Consider the following 19878-nt stretch of genomic DNA (forward strand, 5'->3'; position numbering starts at 1 on the left):
GAATTTTTACCTACTTCCCTTTCTCTCTCCTAAACTCAAGGTATATGAGGCACTCTTTTGTAGGCTAAGCCTTGCCTAGCTTGCCAACAGTTCAGCAGCTTACATAGTGGCCCAAATGAACGAAGAACTGCGAGAACGAGAAGCTCAATATCGGCTTCAAGCACAAATCATCGATCAGATCCACGATGCTGTCACCTGCATCGATTTGGAAAGCGCGATTACCTATTGGAACAAAGGCGCGGAGCGGCTAAGTGGCTATAGTGCTGCAGAAGTACTGGGAAAGCACATTTCCTTCATCTACCCGGAGGAAGAACATACCTTTCTTGAACAGCAAGTGATCCAGCCACTCCAGAAAAAGGGACACCATGAGGTGGAAGTCCGCTTGCGCAGAAAATCGGGGGAGGACTTCTATGCCCATTTGGCCCTCTCCTTGCTGCTAGACCAAGAGGGTAAAGTCACAGGAATGATTGGGTATGCCATGGATATCACCACGCGCAAACAGGCCGAAGAGGCCCTGCGGGAGAGCGAAGCCCGTTATCGTAAATTGGCGGATTTGCTCCCGGTAGCCGTCTATACCTGTAAGGCACCCAAGGGGACCCTGCAATATTACAATCAACAGGCTGTAGAATTTTGGGGGCGAGATCCCCTATGTAACGATGACAAGGAACAGCTTTGTGGTCCCTTGAGGCTATACCAAAGAGATGGAGCGCCCCTGTCCCACCCCCAATCACCGATGACCATTGCCTTGACCCAGGGTGTCAGCTACCGCAACCGGGAAGTGATCATCGAACGGCCAGATGGGTCACGGGTCATTGCCCTGGCGAATATTGACCCGATTAAAAATCGGGACGGAAAAATCACAGAAATTATTAATGTCTTACAGGACATCACCTATCTCAAACGGGCAGAGGAGGCGCTGCGTGACAGTGAGGCCCGCTATCGGGCGCTCTTCGACGGCTCACCTTCGGGTATCCTGATGCTAAATCCCTCCGACTTGACTTTTGTCGAGTTCAACGACCAAGCCCACCTCCAGCTAGGCTACTCCCGTGAGGAGTTTGCCCAGCTCACCCTGCCGGATATCGAGGCTGCCGCCTCCCCTGAACAGAGCCTGGAGCATGCCTGCTATTTTGTCCAAGCCCTGGGAATAGACAAACAGGAATTCGAGGCCCATTATCGGACCAAAAGGGGGGAAATCCACGATGTGTTGGTAACCGGAAGACCATTACAGATCCAAGGTCATACTTACCTCTGTGCCGTCTTTCAGGATATCACGGAACGTAAACGGGCGGAAAAAGCATTACAGGAGGCGGATCGGCGCAAAGACGAATTTCTGGCCCTGCTAGCTCATGAACTGCGCAATCCATTAGTTCCCATCCGCAATGCAGTCCAATTACTCAAACTTCAGTCAGAGCCATCCTTACCCCACCTCCAGCAGGCTTGTGGACTTATTGAACGCCAACTCAGCCATCTCACCCGGCTGGTAGACGATCTGCTCGATGTGGCCCGGATTACCCGCGGCCGGATTACCCTACAAAAAAGTCGGATAGACATGGCTAGCTGTGTAGTCCAAGCCGTGGAGGCAGTCCGTTCCATTCTGGATGAGAAAGGTCATGATTTAACCCTCAAGCTCCCTCCTTCCCCGCTGCAGGTAGAGGCTGACCCGGTACGCCTCGCCCAAGTGATAGAAAATCTCCTCCATAATGCCGCGAAATACACCCATGAAAGGGGACGGATTGCGCTCACCTTGACCCCAGAGGGGTCACAGGCAGTACTGACAATTACTGATAATGGCATTGGGATTCCCCCAGAGTTGCTGCCCCATATTTTTGACTGCTTTACTTATAATGGACGCCCTTTGAATCACCCCTCGCCCCAAGGCGGTCTTGGCTTGGGTCTTAGTTTGGCTAGAAGCCTGCTGGAGTTGCACGGCGGCCAGATAGGAGCAGCCAGCCCAGGACTCGATCAAGGCAGCACTTTTACCGTGACATTACCCCTGGCCAAGGAAACCCCTCAACCTGCCGCTACTCCAGGGGCAGAAGAGGCCCCTACGCTCTCTTGCCGGCGGGTATTGGTGGTGGATGATAACCGGGATATTGCCCACTCTTTCGAGATTCTACTTGGCTTATGGGGCCATCAAGTGCAAACTGCATCTGACGGTCCAGCGGCCCTAAAAGCCACCCGCACCTTCCATCCAGAGATTATCCTCTTGGATATTGGGTTGCCAGGCATGGATGGCTACGAAGTAGCCCGCCACTTGCGGGCAGAATATGGACAGCGCATCAAGATTTTCGCCTTGACCGGCTATGGCCAAGAACAGGATAAAAAACGTGCAAAAGAAGCAGGCTTTGACCATCATCTGACAAAACCGCCACAAATGGAAACCCTCAAAAAGTTGCTTGCTGGTTCCTCACTTTCCACCTAATTGAATACCCATGAGCCCGATCCGAATTAACTTATATAGTGATACCCAGACCTTACCCACACCGGCAATGCGAAAAGCCATGGCCGAAGCACCTGTGGGAGATGAACAGCGAGGCGAAGACCCCAGCGTAAACCGCCTCTGTGAGGTGGTGGCTGAACTAACCGGCAAGGAGGCTGCCGTATTTTTGCCTTCAGGAACCATGTGCAATGAAATTGCCATCTGCGTCCATTGCCGGCCCGGCGATGAAATCATTACCGACCGCACAGCTCATATCCTTAACTTGGAAGGCGGCGCTCCCGCAGCTCTCAGCGGCGCCTCCATCTGGCCCCTGGAAGGAATCCATGGTGTATTCACTGCCGCTCAACTCCAGCAAGGGATCCGTCCACAGAGCCGGCATACACCTCGCTCACGGCTAGTTTGCGTAGAACAAACTGCCAATCTAGGTGGCGGTACCGTCTGGCCCCTGGAGACGATCCAAGCAGTGGCGGAGATGGCCCGAACCCACCAGTTGGCACTGCACATGGATGGGGCCCGACTTTTCAATGCGGTCATAGCAACCGGTATCGACGCAAGAGAACATACGGCATCCTTTGATAGCGTGTGGTTTGACTTAAGCAAGGGCCTTGGCTGTCCCGTAGGAGGAGTGCTTGCAGGAAGTGCCGCCTTCATTGAGGAAGCCTGGTGGTGGAAGCAGCGCCTCGGAGGGGCCATGCGTCAGGCCGGTATCCTCGCTGCTGCTGGCCTCTATGCCCTAGAGCATCACATTGAGCGTCTCGCTGAAGACCATCGGAATGCACGCCGATTCGCCGAACATATTGCCGAAATTCCTGGTATCTCTGTTGCCCTAGCAACGGTGGAGACGAATATCGTCTTTTTTGATGTCACAGCAACCGGGTTGTCAGCAGCGGAGGTCAGTGACAAGCTCAAATCCTATGGCGTGCTGATTGGTGCCACGGATAAAACTAGGCTCCGCGCCGTAACCCATCTTGATATCTCTCAGACGGATATTGAAACCGCGGCAAAGGCCCTTCGAGAAATATGTTAAAAAGGTTATCCAAAAATTTCTAAAGGCCGCGGTATTTTTTAGCCAGCCGCTCAACAGTCAACCCCTGCACGACGATAGAAAACACTACGACGACATAGCACACCGTGATCAAAAGTTCCCGTGACATAGTCGATGTAAGCGATAGGGCCAACGCAATAGAGATACCCCCACGGAGGCCACCCCAGGTCATGATTATCCCTGTTTGAGGCGCTAACCCTAGGCGTTTTTTGAAGATTCGAATGGGAAAAAATAATGCCATATAACGTGCTAGCAATACGATGGGTATGGCCAGTATTCCTGCCAATAGATATTGGCCATCAAAGGAAATGATAATAAGTTCTAGGCCAATCAGCACAAAAAGAATGGCATTAAATAATAAGTCGAGCAGCTCCCAAAATTTATCCACGTAAGCTTCAGTGATTCCTGACATGCCGCCAGAGCGGAAGCGTTCATGGCCAATCATGAGTCCTGCAACTACCATAGCGAGGGGTCCAGAGAAATGCAGGTAGTTGGCTAGCCGATATCCCCCCAGAACAATAGCCAGTGTAATCAGCACTTCTATTTGGTAGTTATCAATAGATTTCATTAGCCAATAAGCAAGATAGCCAAAACCAAATCCTAGCAGGACCCCCCCACCCACCTCTTCAAAAAAAAACAGGGCAATATCTGTGCTATTTACCTCTCCACTACCCACATGGGCAAGACTAAAAATGGTGAGAAATATCACCACCCCTATACCGTCATTGAACAGGCTTTCTCCGACTATTTTGGTTTCCAAGACTTTAGAGACTCCAGCCCTTTTCAAAATACTCAGGACGGCGATAGGGTCGGTCGGTGAAATAAGTGCGCCAAATAATAAACAATGGATAAAGGGAACGTCTAAACCCACCAACTGGAATCCGGCAAACATCATGCTTCCCACCAAAAATGTGGAGACCAACACCCCCAAGGTGGCAAACATCACAATAGGGCCACGCATCGCCTTGAGTGAGTCCAGATCAGTATGCAAAGCACCAGCAAACAAAAGAATGCTCAAAAAACCATCAAGCAATACTTCCTTAAAGTCTATTTGCGCAACGAGATCTTTCTCAAACTCGATAATACCGGGAAAAAAACTACCCACCATTATGGTCACCGTAGAGAACACAATGGCAATGACCATCAGCCCAATGGTGTCCGGCAGTTTTAAAAAACGAGCATTTAAATAGCCAAAAATCGCAGCTAACACGGTCAGCAGAGTAACAATATTCAGTATATCCATTATTTAATATTCTTTATCCGACGCTAAGACTTCTTCTCCAGGCCTAATAGAACTTTCAAATCTAGAGTGGGCTGGTTAATATTGATAAAGTAGCTCCATCATACCGAAAACGGACTTCCATTGCCGGTCCCTGGCCCACTTTCCCTATTGACTCTTGGTGTACTTTTTTAGCTAATCATATAATATTTTTATGTCCCTTAGCTTGATCTCGCCTTAATCCTTTTAATCTATTTCACCGATACTAATTATGAATCATGAAACCAAAGGACTGATTTTAGGCTTTCTCGGAGTGACTGCATTTGGATTGACTCTGCCTGCCACACACTTTGTGTGTGTCCTATCTTGATCCCCTATTTATTGGTTTAGGGCAAGCAGTTGTTGCTGCTCTAGTTGCAGGAATTTTGCTTTTACTAGCAAAGGACACTATTCCTCATAAGGAGATTCTGGATGTGACGGAAGTTCAGGAGGACTGTTTAGCGATCGACTGATGCCAGCGGTTGCGGTTCAAACTATGGTGGAGGCTGCGGCGGCGATTAAACACTCAAAAATATCTTTATCAATCAATCACCGCAGGCTTTTCAATTACTGCTGGAAAAGAATGGATAAAACCTTCTCCTACACCCTTAAAAGCACCTATCCCGAGCCCTGTCATTCCACCTAAAATATGGCCCAAGACAGGAATTTTATTTCCCGCAGCACGCCCCCACTCTTTTGCACTAAACCCTCCTTCTTCAATAATATTGATGGGCCAACGGGCTCCCATGTTACCGACAAACTCAAGAGGCTCACAAAGTATTCTCAAAAATAAATTCACTTCAGAACATTCTAAGTAATTCCTCGAATCCACATCCCAGCGGATAACACCTCGATCTTCAAGCATATCGGCGAATGAAGTTGTGGAAAATAATAACAATACCAGGGCGAACAACTTCGATTTCATAATCCACCTTATTATAAAAATTACAGACTCCGATCACCCGATCAAGAAATTTCCCTTAAAAGAAGAATTTTTTAGATGTAATTTATCAGTTTAATTTGACCGGGAGATCGGAGTATTTATTTGATAAATGATATTGATTATAAATTAATCTTTATCCTTCTCTTCTTCTTTCTCTTCCTTTTTTTCTTCTTTATCTTTTACTTTTGTTACGCTTGAGCTTCTAAAACGGTAAATAGCATAACCAAGTGCAGCGAGTATCAAGAGACCAAAAATGATAGGCAGCATACGCCGCACCAAAGGTATCTCTTCTTCTATGCCTACTCGAATAGGGATACTGATTTCTTCTCCCTCGATAGTCAGGAGAGCGGCGTAGAGGCCCCGCTTGTCAAAATCCACCCGTGTTTCTATCAAACCAGCACGGTATTTTTTTTCAGGAACTTCGACCAGTGTGCGTTTTTCTATAACTTCGCCCGGCTTTTCACCAGGGTTGACTTCTACAATTCGGAACGCTACCGGTCGGCTCCTAGTATAGCGGTCCATAAGATCAATAGTAATAAGGGTCAAGCCTGTAATGGGCAGGTCATGGCAAAAACGCTCAAATTCTAGCTTCCGCTTTTCCTCCTCTTCTTCCTCTTTCTCTATGTCCACACGCTGATAAGCGGTAAAGTGCACCATATACCCCTTATCCTTTGTCACACAAGGTATTCCTACCTCAGGAGCCTGCACTGGATCCTCTTCCTGCGCCCACGTGTAAGATGTGCAAGAAAGAGCAGCTGCGATAAGAAAAAAAACACTTTGCAATAATTTTTTCATTACTTTCTTCATTGTTACTCCTGCCTTTCCAGTCTGCCCACCCTTTTGGAGCAGGGGAGCAGGTGGATTATTTCTGGGTCAAATTATAACTACACCTCATCATTGCGATATGGCTGTAAGTCAATACGCTCTTTCAATTTAGGTATATGTTTACCATTTATTTTCCATCTGCCTTATAACTGACCCACGTTGTGGCGTTGACCTCCTGGCTATACCACACCTCCTCTAAGGAGCCCTCCCTTGTAAGCCCTTACCTGATGAAGCTAGGATTTTTTTAATTCCATAACGAGAGCATGGACATCTCGCCAAGGCAGAACTTGCAATAATAAGTCAGATCTTTTTTGGGTACCATATCACCCCTTGTATACTGGATGAGCTGGATAGCTGAAATATAGTGATCTTTTCGGTTCATAATTAGATACTTAAGTCATTGAATAAAGGGAGAAAAAAGATGTATGAAGACCTTATAGGCAAACGCGTTCTGGTCACTGGAGCTTCAGGTGGACTGGGTGCTGCTATAGCCAAAGCTTTTGGGGGTCAAGGCTGCCGCGTTCTAGTCCATTACCGCACCCGAGAACAAGGTGCAGATCAGACAGTTAGAGCAATCCAGCAAGCAGGGGGTAGTGCCCTTCAATACCCTGCTGATTTACGATCCGAAAAAGCCATTGAGAAGCTTGTTAATTTTATTATCGAAACCTGGAATGGCATCGATGTGTTAGTCAACAATGCCGGCATCGTATTAAAGGCCAGCGTGCTTGATGCGGGGGCGGTCTACTGGGATGACAGCCTCAATGTGAACCTTCGGGCCCCCTACCTCCTTAGCCGCCAGGTGGCAAACCAGATGATTAAAGAAGGGATTGAAGGCGTTATCCTTAATAATTCCAGCATCCATGCTACCAAGAGCGTCCAATACTTTAGCGCCTATGCGGCCTCTAAGGCTGGCCTAGAGGCCATGAGCCGGGTCATGGCGTTAGAGTGGGCACCCTATAACATCCGCGTTAACTGTATTGCGCCAGGGGTCGTACCCATAGAGCGGACGCAGGAAACCTTACAAGCCCAGAAGGACAACTGGATGCCTCATATCCCTGCAGGACGTTTTGGGAGACCACAAGATATTGCAGAAATGGCAGTCTATCTCTGCAGCAAGACGGCTGATTGGATCACCGGCCAATCTTTTGTGGTGGATGGAGGTATGTTAGCGAGAATGGATATGCCGCGCCGCCCACAGCCCCCCCTTCCACCGCTACCAGACCCTATTACATAATCAACAGGGTTATCGTCCGGTGCAGTTGGTGGTAAGTTTTTGGGCTTTGTTTCAAAGCCCCCTGCCCTACTCTGGTCCCTGAAGAGTAACCCCTTCGATGGCAGCGCTTAATTTCTGGGCCGCTCCCTCACCCCCTAGCTTTACCATTAGACGCACTTCGTTTGCCGAATCGGCATTGCGCAGCGCATCTTCATAACTAATAGCCCCATCTTTATATAATTGATAAACAGCTTTATCAAAACTTTGCATCCCTTGTTCGGTCGAGCGTTTCATCAAATCCTTGATACCTACAACATCCCCCTTGTAAATAAGCTCAGCAATTAGTGGCGTATTAATAAGGATCTCTACTGCAGCCCGACGTCCCTTACCATCTGCGGTCGGAATCAGGCGCTGGGCAACCACAGCCTTAAGATTCAGTGAAAGATCCAACAGCAATTGCCGGCGTCGATCTTCAGGGAAGAAATTGATAATGCGTTCTAAAGCCTGATTAGCATTATTCGCATGAAGGGTTGATAAACACAGATGACCTGTTTCGGCAAAGGCCATAGCATATTCCATGGTTTCCCGACTCCGAATCTCACCAATCAAGATCACATCTGGAGCTTGCCGTAACGTATTCTTAAGCGCCACTTCGTAAGACTGAGTATCGATACCCACTTCCCGCTGGGTGATGATACAGCCTTCATGCTCATGGATATACTCAATGGGATCTTCAATAGTCACAATATGGCCCTTGCTATTACGATTACGGTAACCTACCATGGCGGCAAGGGAGGTGGATTTACCCGACCCTGTTCCCCCTACAAAGATCACCATACCGCGGCTAATCATGGTCAGTTGACATAATGTCGCGGGCAAGTGGATCTGCTCAAAGCTGGGGATCTCTGTTTTGATGCGGCGCAGCACCATACCTGCACTACTCCGTTGGTAGAAGGCATTGACACGAAACCGACCGAGATTTTCTCTGCCAAGGGCAAAATTTCCCTCATGGGTTTGGCTAAACTCCTGCTGCTGCTGGGAAGTCATCGCTGTGAATACCAACTCCTTTGCTTGACTTTCCGACAAAGGCCGCTGGCTAGCTGGCATAACTTTACCGTGGATCTTGAAACTAGGGGGAAATCCTGCCGTAATAAAGAGATCCGAGGCATCGTGCTTGACCATGGCCTTTAGCAGAGCCTCTAGTTCTGTTGCTGGGTCTGTCATAAGTGATGCCTAACGGAAAAGTTCTTTATTTACTGCTTTTTTTACCGCCTCCTGCTTGGTCACCACATTGCGGCGGGCTAACTCTATCAGACACTGATCCAAGGTTTGCATGCCTGCTCCTTGACCCGTTTGGATAGCAGAATACATTTGAGGGATCTTATCTTCACGAATGAGGTTACGGATGGCTGGGGTGCCAATCATGATCTCATGGGCAGCCGCCCGACCACCGCCAAATTTTTTAAGGAGGGTCTGAGAAATAACAGCTCGTAGAGATTCGGAGAGCATTGAGCGCACCATATCTTTCTCTGCGGCAGGGAATACATCGATAATACGGTCAATAGTCTTTGCCGCAGAACTGGTATGCAAAGTGCCAAAGACCAAGTGGCCCGTCTCTGCCGCCGTTAAAGCTAAGCGAATGGTTTCTAGATCCCGCATTTCCCCCACCAGGATGATGTCAGGGTCTTCACGTAATGCCGAGCGTAGCGCTTCGCTAAAACCATGGGTATCCCGGTGGACTTCACGTTGATTAATTAAGCTTTTTTTGCTTTCATGAACAAACTCAATGGGATCTTCGATAGTTAAAATGTGGGCAAAATCATTCTCGTTTTTATAATTAACCATGGCCGCTAAGGTAGTTGACTTTCCTGAGCCTGTAGGTCCTGTCACCAACACAATTCCCCGGGGATGGTTGGCGATATCCTTAAACACGGCCGGGGCATCGAGTTCCTCAAGAGTCAACACCTGGGAGGGAATGGTACGAAATACCGCTGCTGCTCCACGGTTTTGATTGAATGCATTCACGCGGAAACGGGCTAATCCTGGGATCTCGAAGGAAAAATCGGTTTCAAGAAATTCTTCATAATCCTTACGCTGCTTGTCATTCATAATATCGTAAATCATGGCATGAACTTCCTTGTGTTCCATGGGCGGTAAATTGATCCGGCGCACGTCGCCGTCTACCCGAATCATCGGAGGGAGTCCGGCTGAGATATGTAAATCGGAGGCAGAATTCTTGACACTAAAGGCAAGCAGTTCAGCGATATCCATAAGATTTCCTCAGATGATTTCCACAATATGGACGAGTAGCTTATTTCGTTGGGAATATCGGCTAGACTTAGCCAAACTTAAAATGACTGAACATTAGCAAGGAGGAGACAAATACAAAACATGACCCAGATCGCACAACAATTAGCTCAAGTTCGTGCTCGCATTGCCGAAGCTGAACAGCGCTTTGGCCGCCCAGCAGGGAGTGTTACTCTTATAGCAGCGACCAAAACCTGTTCAGTTTCCGCAATCCGTGCTGCAATAGCCTGCGGACAACGTGCTTTTGGAGAAAATTATCTGCAAGAAGCCTTGCCAAAAATTAAAGAGCTGGAATCGGAAAATTTGGAATGGCACTTCATTGGTCCTATTCAATCCAACAAAACCCGGGATATCGCCGCCCATTTTGATTGGGTCCACAGCGTTGACCGCTTAAAAATCGCTCAGCGCCTCAATCAACAACGGCCGCCGGAACTGCCGCCCCTTAATATCTGTTTACAGGTGAATATCAGTGGCGAGGATTCCAAATCTGGCACTACTCCCGAAGCACTTACCGAAATAGCCAAAGCAGTCGCTGAAATGCCCCGGCTTTCATTGCGGGGCCTAATGACTCTGCCACCTCTCAATTCCGACTTTGAAGCGCAACGCCAGCCTTTTCGCGCCTTACATCAATTATGGCAGGAGCTTCGCCAGGGAGGGCTAAAGCTAGACACCCTCTCCATTGGCATGAGCGACGATCTAGAAGCTGCCATTGCGGAAGGCGCCACCTTGGTTCGGGTCGGTGCAGCGATATTTGGTCGCCGACCGCAAAAAGGCGCTTAAACCGGCAGGTTCCATTAAAACCCTGCTGCAGCATTCAGCTTAACCCCCATTATGAGGTAAACTCAGAATTCGGAATGGAGCTAAAAGTGAAGCCATGAGAGAACAAACCCTTGCTTTTATCGGTGGCGGCAACATGGCAACCAGTCTCATCGGCGGCTTGCTCGCTGATGGCCGCAATGCCCAGACTATTTGGGTCGCTGATCCGGATCGGAGTAAACTAGATGCCCTCCATCACCGCTTCAGCGTTAATACCACCCCCGATAATCTTCAGGCCGCTCAAGAAGCGGAAGTGGTCGTGCTGGCAGTCAAACCTCAACAGTTGAGAGCGGTGGCCACCGGGCTCAAAAGCGTGGTCACACCCTCCCAACCTCTTTGGCTTACGATTGCAGCAGGAATCCGGATCCCGGATTTAGAACGCTGGCTTGGTGGTCCGGCACCCATCGTGCGCGCAATGCCTAACACCCCGGCGTTAGTGCAAGCAGGAGCCACGGCCCTATTTGCCAACGCCCAAACCAATCCCCAGCAACGGCAAATGGCAGAGTCCGTACTACGCGCAGTAGGACTCACCTTATGGCTGAAGGATGAAAATCTCATGGAAGTGGTCACCGCCCTATCAGGCAGCGGTCCTGCCTATTTTTTCCTGGTCATGGAGGCCATGGAAAAAGCCGCTATCAATTTAGGCCTGGACGACAGCACTGCCCGTTTGTTGACTCTCGAAACTGCCTTCGGAGCCGCTAAAATGGCTCTGGAAAGTGAAGAAGATAGTATCCGCCTCCGGCAGCGGGTCACCTCACCGGGGGGGACTACTGAGCGAGCGATTACCGCCTTGGAGGAAGCCCACATCCGGGAAGCGTTTGCTCGCGCCTTGCGTGCCGCCCGTGACCGTACCCGAGAACTAGCCGAGGAACTGGGAACCGATCATGCCTAGCGATTACCTCTCCACCCCATTCATTTTTCTGGTTAACACCTTTTTTAGCCTTTATATTTTGGCGGTAATGCTGCGCCTGCTCCTGCAATGGGTACGGGCCGATTTCCATAACCCCTTGACGAAATTTCTGATCACGATTACTCAACCACTGCTCCGACCCCTGCGCCGTTTTATACCCCCTATCGGCAACATAGATACGGCTTCCCTTTTCCTGCTCTTTGTACTCACGATGGTTAAACTCACCATCATCTCAAGTTTAGCCGTAAGGGTCCCCTCCATAGCCGTACTGGCATGGGCAAGCATTGGCGATCTAGTCAGCCTGACATTCGACATCTTCAAGATTGCCATCTTAATCCAGGTTATCTTAAGCTGGGTAGCACCCACCACCTACAACCCGGTGACTATACTGCTATACCATCTCACCGAACCGCTGTTACGGCCGGCCCGGAATTTAGTACCGCCCATCGGCGGCTTAGACCTCTCACCACTAATGGTTCTGATTGGTCTACAAGTGGCCTCCATGCTTATTGAGCCCTGGTTTCCCCGCATCATCTGATTGCCCATGGCCATTCCTTGGTATTATTGGGAACAGGATGCTCTGATTATCCAAATACGGCTCCAACCACGGGCTAGTTGCGACGAAATTATTGGCCCCCATGGGGATCGGCTTAAAGTTCGAATCACGGCCCCTCCCGTGGAAGGTAAAGCCAATGCTGACTTGATCCGCTTTCTAGCCAAAACCTTCCGGGTCAGCAAAAACCAAATCCGCCTGCTCTCAGGAGCTACTAGCCGAGATAAACGGGTGTGCATTGAAAAACCCGCTAAATTACTGCCGGGCATGGCTCCCCCTACGAATAGGGTTAAGGTTAAGTAAATACCTCAGTGAAAGTTTTGAAGTATTCCTGGAGCGAGCCGGTGGGGTGGAGCCTGGGGGCAGGGAAGTCCCCGCACCGATTCGCCGGGAGCGAATCGGGACATCCGCAGGAGGCCCCTCAGGGGGCGCGCCAGGGAGGGCGCGCATCAAACCTTTTTTTTAGGCAGGAAAAACAAGTTTGCGGAACACCACCGGCTCGCTCCTAAAACACCTCATACTTTATTCATAAGTACTTATTACGGGAAGAAGGACTTAGGCCTTTTATCCAAGAATGACATAAGCGGGATAAGTCCACTCCATTTAGAGGAAACCCTGTGGGGCCTTTGTAGCAGGCGAGAGACACATGCTATACGAGCACGAAGGTCATAACCAAGGCTGAAAACGGCGCAACAAAAGCAGTCCTGGAATCGCAATTAAAGCACAGCAAGAAAAAAACGGCACCCACCCAAAGCTCTCGGCGAAAAAACCGGTTGGGGCCGCAACAATCACCCGGGGAATCCCCATTAGGCTAGAAAGCAAAGCATACTGGGTGGCCGTGAATTTCCTATTGGTCAAGCTCGCCATGAATGCCATGTAGGCAACCGTCCCCATGCCACCGCTTAAATTCTCAAAGACGATAACGGCAGCAAGGCCTAGCAAGCTATAACCATAAATTCCCAGCACGGCAAAACCAGCAGTAGAAATTCCTTGGAGCAAACCAAACACCCATAGCGCCCGGTAGATCCCTAGCCGCAGCATAAAGCCTCCCCCTATCAAACCTCCTACAATAGTAGCCCAAAACCCAAATCCCTTGACGATTGCGCCGATCTCAGTTTTGGAATAACCTAAGTCTAGATAGAAGGGAATCGTCATGTGACTAGCCATCGTATCACCGATCTTATAAAGCAGGATAAAAAGCAGAATCAAGAAGGCATCAGGGCGACGAAAGTACTCCAGAAAAGGCGCTATGACTGCCTCACGAAGGGTCTTAGGCAGATGGGCAGGAGTCCCTGGCTCTGGAGCCAACAGGGTTGTGAAGACACCGCTTAACATCACCAGGGCCAGCAATTGATAAACCTGAGGAAAAGGCAGGTAATCGGCAAGAATTAATCCTCCGCCAGAGGCCAGCAGCATCCCTAGGCGGTAACCATTGACATAAAAAGAAGACCCTAAGCCTAATTCATGGTCAGCCAAGCTTTCCCGACGATAAGCGTCAATAACGATATCTTGAGTGGCAGAAAAAAAGGTCACCAGCAGAGCAGCACCAGCAACACTCAAGGGACTAATAGCCGGCTCGGTGAGCCCAAGCCCAATCAGAGCAAGGATAAGCCCCACCTGCACTCGCAACAGCCATCCCCGGCGGCGGCCCATGCGACCCAATGGATAGCGATCCAACAAGGGAGCCCACAGAAACTTAAGCGTATAGGGCAGCCCCACCAGGGCAAATAAACCAATGGTCCCTAAATCTACCCCTTCCTCTTGCATCCAGGCCTGCAATACTGACCCTGTAAGCAAAAGAGGCAGACCACTGGAAAATCCCATCAAAAAAACCACCAGCATGCGCCCTGAAAAAATAACGCGCAGGTACTCCTGCCTTGTTTTAATCAAGTAGAGGCACCTTCACATTTAAAGGGAATAAATCATCAACTGGGGTTATCTTCACAAAGAGGCGCTCACAATCTGGGTTTCCTAAGGACATGCTGCCCCGCTACAATAATAAATTTTTGGTCACGAGGTACCCATGAAGGACTATCAAAATGAGTTTATTGAGTTTGCAATCGAAAAGGGAGTATTACGCTTTGGGGAATTTACCCTAAAGTCCGGCCGAGTGAGCCCCTATTTTTTCAATAGCGGGTTGTTCAACAGCGGCGCCAGCTTAGCACGGCTGGGTCAATTCTACGCTCAAGCCATCTCCGCTTCGGGGATCGCTTTTGAGGTCTTATTTGGACCGGCTTATAAAGGTATTCCCTTAGTGGCAGCGACGGCCATCGCCTTGATGGAACAACACGGGCGAGATGTAGGGTACGCTTTCAACCGCAAAGAGGTCAAGGATCATGGGGAAGGAGGCAGTGTGGTGGGGACCTCCCTTGAAGGGCAGCGGGTCCTGATCGTCGATGATGTTATTTCCGCCGGTACCTCAGTGCAAGAATCAGTCACTATTATTCATGCTGCAGGCGCCATCCCTGCTGGCGTGGTGATCTCCTTGGACCGTCAGGAACGAGGCCAAGGAAAACAATCTGCAGTCCAAGAGGTGGAGGCTCAACACGGTATCCCGGTAATGAGTATTACCCGCTTAGATCATTTGATCTGGCATCTAGAAGGAAGGCCAGCAATGGAGAAACATCTTAATCAAATGCAAGCTTACAAAAAACAATACGGCGTAGAGACGGTTTTTACCCTATCACCAACTTAAAGCCAACCAATAGAGTAACTATTTCAAAGCTTCGCTTAATCCAACGGTTACCTTTGATAATAGCAAGGTGGGCCCCTAAATATCCACCCAGCAGAGACCCCATCAGCAAGGCCGGCAACCAGGACCATTGGATACTCCCCAGCCATCCCAGTGTTAGGGCCCCTGTTCCGTTCCAGAATAGCCCCACCAATACCAAAGTGTAAGCCACTGCCCGTTTATAGTCTAAACCAAACCATCTGACCAGCCAGAGAGTGACAAATAGACCAGTGCCTGAGGTCAAGGAACCGTTTAATACGCCGATTAGGAATAAAATGCCGCCACCGACTAAATACCCCTGCCAGTGACGGTTTAGGAGCTGGGGGTCTTGCCCCAGATTCGGTTTGAGCAGGGAATAAGTGCCTAACCCTAGGGTTAGGCAACCAAGAGCAAGTTCCGCTGTGCGGTCAGGAATCTTGAGAATTACATTGGCTCCAAAGACTACCCCGGGTAGGCCACAGGCAAGAATAAAGAGGGCAAAGCGCTGCTCTAGAGTATTTTCTCTCAAGTGTCGGAAAGTCGCGCCGATACCTAGGGCAACGGATGCTACCTTATGAGTTGCCAAAGCAATACCAAATGGCAAACCCAGGAAAATGAGCGCCGGCAACTGCACTAGCCCTGCCCCACCCCCGCTGAAGGCTGAAAACAAATTGGCGAGCAGGGAAATTAGAAATAAAGCACTTTGATCAAACCAATGCATTGTGGCGAACGGTCAAGTTAATGGACTTCATTTAATTGTCCTATGCCCAAAGTAAGCAACGTTATCCAGATTCGGTTCATCTCAGGCGTTTTGATCTTCACTGTCCTCTGCCATTTTGGCCCTTCAATTCACGCGGGAGAACTTTACCGCTACATTGATGAAAAGGGGACTCAGGTACTCAGTGGCCATCTTCCTCCAGAGGCAACCCAGGGAGGGTATGAAATTATTAATGACCAGACAATGGTGGTGATTGAGCGAGTACCCCCCGCGAAGACTAAAAAGCAGCTTGCTGAGGAAGCACGCCTAGCCAAAATCGAGGCTGAAAAGCAGCGGCGGGCCCAAGAGCAAGCAAACTATGATCGCATTCTCCTAGCGACCTTTAGCTCCGAAACCGATCTGCTGCGAAGTCGGGACAGCCAGATCGAAGCCATCGAAGGATTAATCAATCTCGCCCAGGGCAAAATAAGAACGCTGCGGCAGACCCTGATCAAATACCAAAGCCAAGCCGCTCATTTAGAGCGTAACGGCCAACCCCTGCCGCAACCCTTGCTTAACAATATCCAAACCGCCAAAACCCGTTTAATGAATAACCAGCGCTATATTGTCAAGAAACGCCAAGAACAAGACAGTATTCGGCGAAAATTTGCTAAAGATCTTGAACGCCTCCAGGAACTTAGACAGTCCACCCCTCCCTAGAAATCCCCAACTTGAACCCAATCACTATGGATGACAGCTTTAGAAATCATTTTCCTGGCGAATGAGTGTGCCCACCCCTTCATCCGTAAAGAGTTCTAAAATTACCGCATGCTCGACCCGACCGTCGATAATATGGGCTGACTTCACCCCTCTATCTACGGCCTCAAGGGCGCATTGTACCTTCGGCAACATCCCACCTGATATCGTCCCATTGGCAATTAAGCTCTGGACTTGGGCGGCATTCAGACCTGTTAATAATTTCCCCTCTTGGTCCAATAAGCCAGGCGTATTAGTGAGCAAAATTAACTTCTCCGCTCCTAGGGCTTCCGCCAGCTTCCCCGCGACCAAGTCGGCATTGATATTATAGGATTGACCATCTTCCCCTACCCCAATAGGAGCGATTACCGGGATAAAATCGCTCTGAACCAGCATATCCACAATACGGGTATTGATTTGCTTAACTTTACCCACATGCCCGAGATCAATAATTTCGGGCACATTGACGGTCGGATCTTCCTGATCCCGGGTCAAACGTAACTTTTCCGCATAGATTAAGGTGCCGTCCTTGCCGGTGAGACCCACGGCGGGTCCGCCATGCCGGTTAATAAGATTCACGATTTCCTTATTGACCTGCCCTCCAAGGACCATCTCCACCACATCCATGGTTTCTTTGTCCGTGACCCGCATTCCCTGGATAAACTCACTCTGCTTGCCTATACGCTCTAACAAGCGTCCAATCTGCGGCCCCCCTCCATGGACCACCACAGGGTTAATCCCCACTAATTTCATCAGGACCACATCGCGAGAAAAACCGTTTTTAAGATCATCATCCACCATGGCATTACCGCCATATTTGATGACCACAGTCTTTCCTGCAAAACGCCGGATATAGGGAAGGGACTCCGTCAGCACCCGGGCAATATTCATGGCACGATCGGCGGTCAAAGTCATAGCTCAATAACTTCCAAAGTTTCGAGTTAGCGCCTCCGCTTAAAACGGCAGTGCTAAGCTAGGATCAACCTCTAGCAGCAAACGTCTAAAGGTGTCTTTAATGCGCTCTAAAGCTTCACCATCATTGGCTTCGAAACGTAATACTAGACAAGGGGTGGTATTAGAGGGACGGACTAAGCCCCAACCCTCCTCAAAATCCACCCGCAGTCCGTCAATGGTGGTCACGGCAGCATCTGGGAACTGGGCTTGGTGTAATAATCTTTCCATAAATCGAAAGTGTTCCCCCTCAGCCATCTCTACCCGTAACTCCGGCGTACTGACCGCTTCTGGCAAAGCTGCAAATACTTCTCCCGAAGTCCGGGTATCGGCCGCTAAAATCTCCAAGAGGCGAGCCCCGGCATAAAGAGCATCGTCAAACCCAAACCAACGTTCCTTGAAAAAGAGATGGCCGCTCATTTCACCTGCCAAAAGGGCGCCGGTCTCTCTCATCTTGGCCTTAATAAGAGAGTGCCCGGTTTTCCACATCAACGGGCTACCCCCATATTCAGTGATGATCTGATCTAAGTGACGGGAACATTTAATATCGTAAAGGATGGTGGCTCCTGGATGCCGAGAGAGGACATCCATCGCATAAAGCATGAGTTGACGATCGGGCCAAATAATGCGCCCCTGAGAATCAATGACCCCCAAACGGTCCCCATCCCCATCAAAGGCTAGGCCTAAATCGGCCCCCTCTTCCTTTACCTTATTGATGAGATCCTCTAAATTCTCCGATTGGCTAGGATCGGGATGATGATGGGGAAACTGGCCATCAATCTCGCAATATAATTCGATGACCTCACTGCCGAGAGCTCGAAATAGACGGGGGGCTACCTCCCCGGCGGCCCCATTTCCACAGTCCACTACAATTTTCAAGGGACGAATAAGTTTTACATCGCTGGTCACCCGCTCAATGTAATCAGGCACCACGTCCACCGCCTGCAAATCCCCTGTGCCACTGGTATAATCTCCCGAATCGATTCGATGCCGCAGCGCCTGAATGGCGTCTAGCGCAAGCGTCTCACCGCGAAGCATGATTTTCATGCCGTTATAGTGGGGGGGATTATGGCTCCCTGTTAACATCACCCCCGAACCGGTACTCAGATACTGAGTCGCAAAATACAGTACAGGAGTTGGCACCACGCCAATGTCAACCACCTCACGGCCAGTTGCCCGAAGACCCTCAATGAGGCTCTGGGACAGCTCCGGACCGGAGAGGCGGCCATCTCGACCCACGATAATATTTTGCTGGCCTTGAGCGTGGGCCTCACTCCCAATGGCCCGCCCAATCTCATAGACGGTCTCCGAAGTGAGGGTCTCTCCCACCACGCCACGAATGTCATAGGCTTTAAAAATAGAGGCGGCGATAGGACCGCCCTGCTTAGGAAGCTGTTCTTCCACCTTTATGCCCTCTGTTGCCTCAAAAACCACATTACTGATGGCATTCCCGCTAGAAGCCGCGGCAGAGACTACGGTTTCCTCTCCCGTCTGCTCTTCCGAGGTCATACGCTGAATAACGGCAACTGCCCCTTTGAAATCGGATAAATGAACTTTATAGCGGCCCTGCAACTGGCCTCTTTGGAGGTCACGGACCAGATTAACTAGAGTGATAAGATCGCCCCGCAAAAAATGGGCGAATACCCGGTCTCGGGCATAAAATATCAGGCCTAACATCAGCAATCCAGCAGCCACTCCCCCCCAAAACATCAGGTGGGCGCTTTCACTTTCCCCTGGAGTGGATAACCAATAGGCCAGCTGCCAGCGACTATCCTCAATAGGGATAAGCCCTTGGGGTGGATCACTCGCTAATTGTCCATTTCCATACCTTGCAAAGGCCTGATGCTGGTTTGTACCCTGGCGCAGTTCCAGATAACTATCTGCTAAACCTAGCCGGCTTAGAACATTTGCAAACACGCTGGGCTCAAGGGCTAAGAAGAGAACTCCCGCCACTTCTCGATCCGCTGATAGGATCCGGTGGGCCATAGCCACATATTGCTCCGAGCGACCTAGCAACTGCACCTCGGCAAGCGTTGTCCCATCGCTGCCTTCTGCCGTTCGCAGCAAGGCTAACCCGGAGTAGCTCAGTGGCGGTACCGATTGCTCATCGACATCATTTAACCCAAGCGGTAAAAGCCGAACCCGGATCGCCCCAGGGAAAGCATATTTCAATTCTTGTTCTTTGACCTGCAATAACCGCTTATCTCCACCCTCGATTAAGCGCGGGAGGATGGGATTACGGGCCATGGAGGCAAGGGTTTCCCCATAAGCACGAATCTTTGCATGCACTGCCACCGCTTGGCGCTGGACCTCTAACTGAATATATTTACTCAGTTGCTGTTCAGAGGACAGCATCCATTGTTGATAGAAAAGCAGCGCCAAACCCGCGAAGACTAACCCTGCAGCCAAAAAAGCGGCTAGAGTATAACGCCCCAAGGCCTTCCCCTCTTTAGG

General features: G+C 49.8%; 18 protein-coding genes. 9 read left to right on the plus strand and 9 right to left on the minus strand.

Going from position 1 to position 19878, the window contains the following annotated elements:
• Positions 1-115: 115 nt before the first annotated feature.
• Both E3U44_RS03305 and E3U44_RS03310 read left to right on the plus strand, forming a co-directional pair.
• Positions 116-2422: a PAS domain S-box protein gene (locus E3U44_RS03305; RefSeq protein WP_134356653.1), complete on the plus strand. Its 2307-nt coding sequence runs from the start codon at positions 116-118 to the stop codon at positions 2420-2422.
• 10 nt (positions 2423-2432) lie between these two features.
• Positions 2433-3467 carry a threonine aldolase family protein gene (locus tag E3U44_RS03310; protein WP_134356654.1) on the plus strand — a complete coding sequence of 345 codons (1035 nt, stop codon included), beginning with the start codon at positions 2433-2435 and terminating at the stop codon, positions 3465-3467.
• Between the two features lie 19 nt (positions 3468-3486).
• Here the strand turns inward: E3U44_RS03310 and E3U44_RS03315 are convergent, their stop codons facing one another.
• From E3U44_RS03315 to E3U44_RS03325, 3 genes are all read right to left on the minus strand, one after another.
• Positions 3487-4728: a cation:proton antiporter gene (locus tag E3U44_RS03315; RefSeq protein WP_134356655.1), complete on the minus strand. Its 1242-nt coding sequence runs from the start codon at positions 4726-4728 to the stop codon at positions 3487-3489.
• Positions 4729-5284: 556 nt separating this feature from the next.
• Positions 5285-5668 carry a hypothetical protein gene (locus E3U44_RS03320; protein WP_134356656.1) on the minus strand — a complete coding sequence of 128 codons (384 nt, stop codon included), beginning with the start codon at positions 5666-5668 and terminating at the stop codon, positions 5285-5287.
• A gap of 144 nt (positions 5669-5812) precedes the next feature.
• Positions 5813-6493, minus strand: a complete 681-nt coding sequence (locus E3U44_RS03325; protein WP_134356657.1) for a hypothetical protein — start codon at positions 6491-6493, stop codon at positions 5813-5815.
• Between the two features lie 439 nt (positions 6494-6932).
• Here E3U44_RS03325 and E3U44_RS03330 point away from each other — a divergent pair, with 439 nt between their 5' ends.
• Positions 6933-7745, plus strand: coding sequence for an SDR family NAD(P)-dependent oxidoreductase (locus E3U44_RS03330; RefSeq protein WP_134356658.1), 813 nt, complete (start codon positions 6933-6935; stop codon positions 7743-7745).
• Positions 7746-7811: 66 nt separating this feature from the next.
• Here the strand turns inward: E3U44_RS03330 and E3U44_RS03335 are convergent, their stop codons facing one another.
• Together E3U44_RS03335 and E3U44_RS03340 are read right to left on the minus strand one after the other, a co-directional pair.
• Complete coding sequence (locus tag E3U44_RS03335) at positions 7812-8948, minus strand: PilT/PilU family type 4a pilus ATPase (protein WP_134356659.1); 1137 nt, start codon at positions 8946-8948, stop codon at positions 7812-7814.
• 9 nt (positions 8949-8957) lie between these two features.
• Positions 8958-9995 carry a type IV pilus twitching motility protein PilT gene (locus E3U44_RS03340; RefSeq protein ID WP_134356660.1) on the minus strand — a complete coding sequence of 346 codons (1038 nt, stop codon included), beginning with the start codon at positions 9993-9995 and terminating at the stop codon, positions 8958-8960.
• A 120-nt stretch (positions 9996-10115) separates the two neighbouring features.
• On the opposite strand from E3U44_RS03340, the gene E3U44_RS03345 reads away from it, so the two are divergent.
• The 4 genes from E3U44_RS03345 (at position 10116) to E3U44_RS03360 (ending at position 12613) form a co-directional block, all read left to right on the plus strand.
• Positions 10116-10811 carry a YggS family pyridoxal phosphate-dependent enzyme gene (locus E3U44_RS03345; protein ID WP_134356661.1) on the plus strand — a complete coding sequence of 232 codons (696 nt, stop codon included), beginning with the start codon at positions 10116-10118 and terminating at the stop codon, positions 10809-10811.
• A 94-nt stretch (positions 10812-10905) separates the two neighbouring features.
• Positions 10906-11739: a pyrroline-5-carboxylate reductase gene (proC, locus tag E3U44_RS03350; RefSeq protein WP_134356662.1), complete on the plus strand. Its 834-nt coding sequence runs from the start codon at positions 10906-10908 to the stop codon at positions 11737-11739.
• On the plus strand, positions 11732-12295 hold the full coding sequence (locus E3U44_RS03355) for a YggT family protein (RefSeq protein ID WP_134356663.1): 564 nt from the start codon (positions 11732-11734) through the stop codon (positions 12293-12295). Before proC ends, E3U44_RS03355 begins: the two co-directional genes overlap by 8 nt.
• A gap of 6 nt (positions 12296-12301) precedes the next feature.
• Positions 12302-12613 carry a DUF167 domain-containing protein gene (locus E3U44_RS03360; RefSeq protein WP_134356664.1) on the plus strand — a complete coding sequence of 104 codons (312 nt, stop codon included), beginning with the start codon at positions 12302-12304 and terminating at the stop codon, positions 12611-12613.
• A 363-nt stretch (positions 12614-12976) separates the two neighbouring features.
• Here the strand turns inward: E3U44_RS03360 and E3U44_RS03365 are convergent, their stop codons facing one another.
• Positions 12977-14200, minus strand: coding sequence for an AmpG family muropeptide MFS transporter (locus tag E3U44_RS03365; protein WP_134356665.1), 1224 nt, complete (start codon positions 14198-14200; stop codon positions 12977-12979).
• Between the two features lie 133 nt (positions 14201-14333).
• Here E3U44_RS03365 and pyrE point away from each other — a divergent pair, with 133 nt between their 5' ends.
• Positions 14334-15005 carry an orotate phosphoribosyltransferase gene (gene pyrE, locus E3U44_RS03370; protein WP_134356666.1) on the plus strand — a complete coding sequence of 224 codons (672 nt, stop codon included), beginning with the start codon at positions 14334-14336 and terminating at the stop codon, positions 15003-15005.
• Here pyrE and E3U44_RS03375 read toward each other — a convergent pair.
• Entirely contained in the window at positions 14986-15741 is a 756-nt protein-coding gene (locus E3U44_RS03375; RefSeq protein WP_134356667.1) for a sulfite exporter TauE/SafE family protein, read from the minus strand. The genes pyrE and E3U44_RS03375 overlap by 20 nt on opposite strands.
• A gap of 42 nt (positions 15742-15783) precedes the next feature.
• Here E3U44_RS03375 and E3U44_RS03380 point away from each other — a divergent pair, with 42 nt between their 5' ends.
• Entirely contained in the window at positions 15784-16437 is a 654-nt protein-coding gene (locus E3U44_RS03380; protein ID WP_134356668.1) for a hypothetical protein, read from the plus strand.
• 39 nt (positions 16438-16476) lie between these two features.
• On the opposite strand, the gene argB is transcribed toward E3U44_RS03380, so the two are convergent.
• Both argB and E3U44_RS20255 read right to left on the minus strand, forming a co-directional pair.
• Positions 16477-17388, minus strand: a complete 912-nt coding sequence (gene argB / locus E3U44_RS03385) for an acetylglutamate kinase (RefSeq protein WP_134356669.1) — start codon at positions 17386-17388, stop codon at positions 16477-16479.
• Between the two features lie 39 nt (positions 17389-17427).
• Positions 17428-19860 (minus strand): phosphomannomutase/phosphoglucomutase, encoded by a 2433-nt coding sequence (locus E3U44_RS20255; RefSeq protein ID WP_276321954.1) that lies wholly within the window; start codon positions 19858-19860, stop codon positions 17428-17430.
• Positions 19861-19878 lie beyond the last annotated feature (18 nt).

Origin of the sequence: Nitrosococcus wardiae, assembly GCF_004421105.1 — a bacterium.
Taxonomy (GTDB): Bacteria; Pseudomonadota; Gammaproteobacteria; order Nitrosococcales; family Nitrosococcaceae; genus Nitrosococcus; species Nitrosococcus wardiae.